General features: G+C 65.5%; 5 protein-coding genes and 1 tRNA gene. 2 read left to right on the forward strand and 4 right to left on the reverse strand.

Annotated elements, in window-relative coordinates; all coding sequences use genetic code 11:
• Window positions 1-22: 22 nt before the first annotated feature.
• Both NZ951_03620 and NZ951_03625 read right to left on the reverse strand, forming a co-directional pair.
• Window positions 23-946, reverse strand: a complete 924-nt coding sequence (locus NZ951_03620) for a DUF5667 domain-containing protein (protein MCS7207009.1) — start codon at window positions 944-946, stop codon at window positions 23-25.
• A complete protein-coding gene (locus tag NZ951_03625; GenBank protein ID MCS7207010.1) occupies window positions 943-1,518 on the reverse strand; it encodes a sigma-70 family RNA polymerase sigma factor in 576 nt (191 codons plus the stop codon). The genes NZ951_03620 and NZ951_03625 overlap by 4 nt, the downstream gene beginning before the upstream one ends.
• A gap of 168 nt (window positions 1,519-1,686) precedes the next feature.
• On the opposite strand from NZ951_03625, the gene NZ951_03630 reads away from it, so the two are divergent.
• Together NZ951_03630 and NZ951_03635 are read left to right on the forward strand one after the other, a co-directional pair.
• Window positions 1,687-1,761: transfer RNA gene (locus NZ951_03630), tRNA-Gly, on the forward strand.
• Between the two features lie 320 nt (window positions 1,762-2,081).
• Complete coding sequence (locus NZ951_03635; protein ID MCS7207011.1) at window positions 2,082-3,407, forward strand: YvcK family protein; 1,326 nt, start codon at window positions 2,082-2,084, stop codon at window positions 3,405-3,407.
• Between the two features lie 152 nt (window positions 3,408-3,559).
• On the opposite strand, the gene NZ951_03640 is transcribed toward NZ951_03635, so the two are convergent.
• Both NZ951_03640 and NZ951_03645 read right to left on the reverse strand, forming a co-directional pair.
• Window positions 3,560-4,735, reverse strand: coding sequence for a Rid family hydrolase (locus NZ951_03640; protein MCS7207012.1), 1,176 nt, complete (start codon window positions 4,733-4,735; stop codon window positions 3,560-3,562).
• 22 nt (window positions 4,736-4,757) lie between these two features.
• Window positions 4,758-7,016 (reverse strand): Smr/MutS family protein (locus NZ951_03645; protein ID MCS7207013.1); only part of this gene is annotated, 2,259 nt, incomplete at its 5' end.

Consider the following 7,016-nt stretch of genomic DNA (forward strand, 5'->3'; position numbering starts at 1 on the left):
CACTTTCTACCCCTTGGAGGGGCTAGGGGCGTGGACGGGGGGGAATAGGGTGGCCGGGCCTCTGGGGAGGGACGGGCCTGGGCGGAGGGTTGTCCAGGGCCTGCAGGACCTCCTGAATCTGCTGCCGCCACTGATGGTAGGCCTGCTCCAGGCTTGGGCGTGCCTGGGGCGGCGCACGCCGCAAAGCCTCCTGCCACCTGGCGTCCCGGACTTGCAGGTGCTCCAGCAACTCTCGGCGCACTTCCAAACGCACGGCCTCCCGCCGAGCCCGCCCCGGGGGCAGAGGGATGGCGCGTGGGGAGGGGGATAACGCAGCGGGTGTTGGGGGCAGATCGGTTTGCGAGGGCACCTGTGTTGCCTCCTCGTCGGCGGTGGGGATGTCTGCCCAGTAGGCAGCGGCCTGCCGGGCGTGGACTGCCATGCGGTGGAAAAGCCCCTCCAGGGCTTCGCCATCTTTCCCACGGGAGATGAGCTTGTCCATCTCTTCGGCCCGCTGACGGGCCAGGGCGGTAGCGAGGCGGGCTTTGGCTTCGGGGGAGCGGGCCAAAGCCAAGGAGACACGCTCCCTAAAGGTCTTGACGGGGTACAAGGCGTCGCCTGGGGCACTGTTGGCCGAGGCGGTGGACACGCCCCAAAAGGCTCCCAGAAGGAGCACAGCCGCCGTCGGAGCCAGGAGCCACGGGCGTAGAATCTGGGGTAGCCAGCGCCTGCGGGGCGCGGCGTCCCTGCGCTGAGCCAACACCTGGGCTAAAATGCGCGCGCGCATCTCGGGCGTGGAGCGCAGGTGCGCTGTGGCCTTGAGGGAGGCGAAGGCCACCTGCAGGAGGGGGGCCAAATCAGCAGCCAAGGAGGGGTAAAGCCGTAAACAGTCCTCCACGGACACCCCCCGCAGGAGGCGGTCTAGGCAATCGCTCAAAGCCTCCTGTAGTTCCTTGTCTCGTTTCATGGCGCGTTTCCGCTAGGGATTTTTGCGGTCAAGAGTTTGCGCAGGTTTTCCACCCCAGCGTGCTGCAGGGCCTTGATGGCTCCCTCGCTCTTTTGGAGGACTTGGGCCGTCTCCTGGATACTCATGCCTGCCCCGAAGCGTAATAAGAGCACCTGGCGCTGCAGGTCGGTCAACTGCGCCAGGGCTTTGTGCAGGCGTTGGGCATCCAGGGTGATGAGGGCGTCCTCAGCAGGGTCGGCGGTGCTGGCCAGGCCAAATACAGCGTCTAGGGGCAGGTGCTCGGCGGTGGCGCTCCGGCGGTACCGGTCGGTGACCAGATTGCGAGCGATGCGGAATACCCACGCGGCAAACGGCATCCCCCGCTGCTGATAGCGGGGGAGATTTTCCCACACCCGCGTAAACACCTCTTGGGTCAGGTCTTCCGCCTCGGCCTGTTCTCCCACGCGCAACAGCATATAGCGGAGCACTCTGTCAAAAAGTTCCTCATACACCTGGGCAAAGGCCTGGGTGTCCCCTTTCTGGGCTTGAGCCACAAGGCTGTCCAGGCGATGGACAGCCCCCTCTTTTTGCATGAGGCACCTCGGTGGAGGCTGTCCTAAATGCTATAACGGCTCTCCACCCCCTAAGGATAGGGGATCCGATGGGGTTTTGTTGTTCTTATGGCCAGCCAAAGGGCTGGCGTGGGAGAAGTCGGCCGGATGGACAGGTGCGTGGGAGGCGTGCTAGGATAAAAGACACGGGCGGGAGTAACTCAGGGGTAGAGTGCCTGCCTTCCAAGCAGGTTGTCGGGGGTTCAAGTCCCCTCTCCCGCTCCAATAAACCCTGTCTATTCACCTTCTTCAAGCCTGCTCCTTCGTCCGAGGGCATCGCTGCTCCCGAGCCTGACTGCAAATCACAACTGCAGGGAGCTGGGGAACTTCGTAGGCGTGGGAGAGCTGGGCTGACCAGGTGTTCTCCGCTTGCCCACCTCTCCTCCAACAGATATCCCGCGCGCCAATGCTCCTGCGGGGGCGACCTCCTTGACAAGCCTCTAGGGCGGGTTTAGGATGAAATGTTATTCAAGGTGGTCTAGCGCGGTGTCCGGGGGCCGTACCCTGCCTGGCGGAAAGCCCTCGGCGTAAAGGTGTCATTGTAGGTGGCCGCCCTACGCAGCGACAAGGTCTGGCTGATACGGTCTTTCCTGCGACCCGGCCTGGGGTTGAAGCGTTGGCTCCTGCTGTGCGTTTTGGGCGTTGGCTGCATCGGGCTGGGCATTGGTTTCGCTATCGCCACCCCCATCAGCCCGCGTCTGTTGGCCATTGGACAAACCCTTACCCTCAAGTTCCTCCCGCCCCTCTGGCGTGGGAGTGTGTTCATCGCTATCGGTTGTGTGTTGGTCACCATCGCCCTCGTGCGTATCTACCATATTGTCGAGGGTAAACTGCGCCGGCGGCGGGAGGGTGTCTCCCTCATTGAAGCCCTTCATACGGATGCCGTGTTGTCCCGCGGCCCGCGGGTGGTGGCTATCGGGGGGGGAACGGGTTTATCCACCCTCCTGCGGGGTCTGAAACAGTACACCGCCCATATCACGGCCATCGTTACTGTTGCCGACGATGGGGGAAGTTCGGGACGGCTCCGCGCCGAACTGGGCATCCCGCCCCCTGGGGATGCCCGCAACTGCTTGATCGCTCTTTCGGAAGCCGAGCCGGTGATGGAGCGCCTTATGGGCTACCGCTTCCAAAAGGGCGAGTCCTTGGCGGGACATAGCCTCGGCAATCTTCTTCTGGCAGCCCTTATCCAGATGGAGGGGAGCCTGGAGAAAGCGCTGGAATCGGCGTCATCTCTTCTGGCGGTGCGGGGGCGAGTAGTGCCGGTCTCGGAGCGCCCCGACCTGGTGCTGAAGGCAGAAACGGAAGATGGCGAGATCTTTACAGGGGAGTCCCATCTTGGACACACCGGCAAGCGTATCAAACGGGTGTGGCTTGAGCCTCGGGATGCCCCTCCCAGTCCCCTGGCCCTCCGGGCCATCGCCCAGGCCGACCTGATCGTCATAGGGCCGGGGAGCCTCTTCACTAGCCTTATCCCCAACTTCCTGGTGCAAGGTATCACCGACGCGGTGAACGCTGCCCGTGCACCGAAAGTGTTGGTGTGCAATGTGGCCACCCAGCCGGGTGAGACCGACGGTTTCAGCGTGGCAGACCATTTGCAGGTGTTTCAGGGGCACACAGGTGTGCAGGTTACGCATCTCCTGGTCAACGATAATGTGCGCCCCTTACCTCCCCAGTGGCACCAGGAGGCGGTGCGTCCCGAGAAGCCACCCGGTTTTTCGGGGGTGTATATAGAGGCTGACGTGGTGGATGAAGCACTGCGCACCCGCCACGACCCGCACAAGTTGGCCCGCTGTTTAATAGGCTTGGTGAGTGCTGACAAGCGGATAACCTCCGTTGCTGCTGTCCCCTCGGCAGTAGGCCCCCAGGCGTAGCAGAGGCGACGTCATAGCGGCGGCAGGGCTACCCCCGCGGTACACAAGCGCCTCCCCAGCGCCCCTGAGTTCTCGGCCAGCACTTCCCCTTGCTGGGCGGGAATGCGGGGCAGAAGGAGTGTGCTCCAACGCCACGCCACCTCCCGGTTCCATTAGCCCAGACAGGCGACGGCTTCCACCTCTATGAGCATCTCGGGGCGGAGGAGGCGTTGGACGACGGGCTGGGACAGAGCATACCCCCTATCGGGGAGGAACTGCCTGCGCACCTCTTCGAGGCGGTCCCGCTCCCTCACAGCAGGGGGTGTCACGTATTCTACCACTTTCACCACATCCTCTAAGGAGCCACCAGCCTCTTCCACCACCATAGCCACTTGGGTGTAACACTGCTCCGCTTGAATGGCCAGGTTGCCCACGCCTACCACCTCATGACGGTGGGGATGAACCGCTCCAAAACCCGATAGGAACAGCAAGTTGTTCACCAACACCCCAGGAACGAAGGTATACTCCCGATAGCGGTCCCAGCCGGGGTTGACCTCCTCCCGATGGCCCTTGACGGCCACCATGTCCACCTCCAGCAAGGCTTCGGGGCGCAGGAGGCGGTGCACAATAACTCCCGTGGAGGCGGGAAAGGCCTTGCCTAGCAATTGACGACGCACAGCGGCCGTCTGCCGATAGGTGGGAAGGGCGCTAGCGGTGAGGTAGTCCACCGTCTTGACCACTTGGGCAAAGGAGTAGCCCAACTCCTCCAAGTTTCTCTGATGTTTGACATAAATGAGGTTGGCCTGCTCTACCAGATCGCGTGGATAGGTTTCGGCACCCGAAGGATCGCGGCGATATCCCGTCGTGCCCGAGAGCCAGAGGATACCCCCTTTCTCCACTCCCGCCCGAAAGGTGAGGACACGGGAGGGCTCGTCCTCGCAGGTGGTTTCTCTGCGTTCCTCGGGTCCCAGGGCTACTATGGCCTCCACGGCGATGAGGGCTCCGCGCTGGGGAAGCGCCTCCATCACAACGCCCGTGGCGGCGGGGAAGTAGTCCCCCCAAAAGGCGCGCCGCACCTCTACAGTGGTGCGGTAGTCGGCAAGGGCTGCGGGGACAATGTAGTCTACCGTCTTCACCACATCCCGACGGCTGGCCCCGGCCCACCGCAGGACGGAGTCTAGCTGGGCGAAGATGTCCTGCGTTTGGGTAACCAGGTCGGGGGTGGGTTCCCCTTCGGGAGTTGGGCGGACAGTGAGGGCCGAGACCCACACCAAGCCCCCTTTCTCCACGGCCAGGGCAGACCGACTCCCCGGGGCACTCACCCCGGGAAAGGTGCGCTTGGGTGCCATAGGCTCCTCCTGAGACGGTAAGCTATGCTAACTCTACCAAAGTTGCGCCGTCGTTGGGGCGTGTGGTGTCTGGCTTCCACGAGGCGGAAAGGGGGTGGGTTTTGAGGTGCTCCCGCACGGCGGTGCGCAAAGCCCCTGTGCCTGCCCCGTGCACCACCCGCACCAAACGATGTCCCTCCAGAACGGCCTTGTCAAGGAAGGCGTCCAGCCGACGCAGGGCCTCCTCAGTGCGCAGGCCCCGCAGATCTACCTCGGCGGTGGGCAAAGCAGGGGACGGTGGGGCGGGTGCGGAGGGCGGTGCAGTGGAGGCGTGCATCCGGCGTGTAAGAGACGGGGGAAGGGGTACCTCCTCGGCGTGCCGTTCCAGGGCATCCACACTGGTGCGTAGGCGCAGGGAGCCTACCTGCACCTCCAGGTCGCCCTGGGCGTCGGGAGGGGTGAGGACAGTGCCGGGCTGGGGGAAGCCCCGCACCCATACCTGTAGCCCGGGACGCAGGGCGGCAAGGAAGGCCCGACGCTGGGGCGATTGCCAGCGCTCCGCCCGCAACTCCCGGCGGACGGCCTGGACTCTCTGAATGGCCTGGCGGAGGGCAGAGGTCTCCTGGGTCTTCAGGGTGCGGCGCGCCTCCTGAAGGGCCGTGAGAAGGGCCTGGGCCTCCTGCTGCACCTGGCGACGGGTGTCCTCCAGGATACGGGCCTTGTCCTGTTCCAAGCGGGCCAATTCCTCCTGGAGACGCTGGCGGAGGGCATTGGCCTGGGTCAGGGCCATCTCCACCTCTTGCTGGCGCCGGCGCAGGGAGCGTCGCTCCTGCTCCATTTGGGCTAGAAGCGCCTCCAGGCGGCGGCGCTCGGGCGACAGGAAGGCTTGTGCCCGCTGGAGGATACTCTCGGGCAGGCCTAGACGCCGGGCGATGGTGAGGCCCCAGGAGCGTCCGGGCACCCCCAGGGTGAGGCGATAGGTGGGGGCGAGGGTTGTGGGGTCTAGATCCAGGCTGGCGTTCATCATCCCCGGCTGTTCCTGGGCGAAGGCAGCCACCTCTCGTTGGTGGGTGGTGGCGATGAGGAGGATTGCCCGGCGTTGGAACTCCACCAGCAGGGCTTTGGCCAGGGCGGAGCCTTCTTCCGGGTCGGTGCTGGCCCCCAGTTCGTCCAGCAGGACGAGGCTGCGGGACGTGGCTCCCTCCAGGGCCTCCCGCACAGCGGTGAGGTGGGCGGAGAAGGTGGAGAGGGAGCGCTCAATACTCTGCTGGTCGCCGATGTCGGCGTAGATGCGGTCGAACACGGAGAGCACGGAGCCTTCCCCCGCGGGGATGGGGATGCCACACTGGTGGAGCAGGGCCAGGAGGCCGGCGGTCTTGAGGGCTACGGTCTTTCCCCCGGCATTGGGGCCGGTGATGAGGAGGATGCTCCACTGCTCCCCCACCTCGATGGTGTTGGGGACGGGGTTGGGGAGAAGGGGATGGCGGGCATCCACCAGGCGTAGCATAGGGCGCGGGCCCGCGGCGATGGCGGGGCGGATGGCTCCCCTGTGGCGTGCCCATCGGCCTTTGGCGAAGGCTAGGTCAATGCGGGCCGAGGCCTCCAGGGCGCGGGCGATGTCCTCGGCCTGGGTGCCCACCTCGTGGGACAGGGAGCGGAGGATGCGCTCCTCCTCTCGCTCGGCGGCTGTCTGGCGCTCGCGCCAGCGGTTGGTGAGGGGGACGATGGGGAGGGGCTCCACGAACAGGGTAGCCCCGCTTTCCGACACATCGTGCACCAGGCCGGGGAGGCGTCCGCGGAACTCGGCCTTGAGGGGGAGCACGGGGCGCCCCGCCCGCTGGGTGATGAGGGGCTCCTGCAGGATGTGGCGTCCCAGGGGGGAGTGGACGATGCGCCCCAGGGCCTCCTCCACGGCTTGGTAGGCCTGGCGGGCTTCGGCGCGTAGGGCGCGCAAAGTCGGGGAGGCGTCGTCGCTGATCTGCCCCTGGGGGGTGAGGGCGGAGAGAAGCCGCTCCTCCAAGGGTTTCAGGTCGGGGATGGCCTCGGCGATGCGGGCCAGGGTGGGACAAGCCTCGCGCTGGCGCAGGAGGGTTGTTTTGACCTGGCGGACGCCGGTGAGGGCGTGGGCGATGGCGAGCAGGTCGGTGGCGGTGAGGACACCCCCCCGCTGGGCACGGGTGAGATGGGAGGAAAGGTCGGTGATGGGGGAGGCGTCCAGGTCCAAGCCCTGGGCCAGGAGGGAGCAGGCCTCGGCGGTCTCTTGCTGCAGGCGGGCGACGGTGTCGGGATCGGCGGAGGGGAC

The sequence above is a fragment of the Dehalococcoidia bacterium genome, from assembly GCA_025060295.1.
Taxonomy (GTDB): domain Bacteria; phylum Chloroflexota; class Dehalococcoidia; order Lucifugimonadales; family HRBIN23; genus HRBIN23.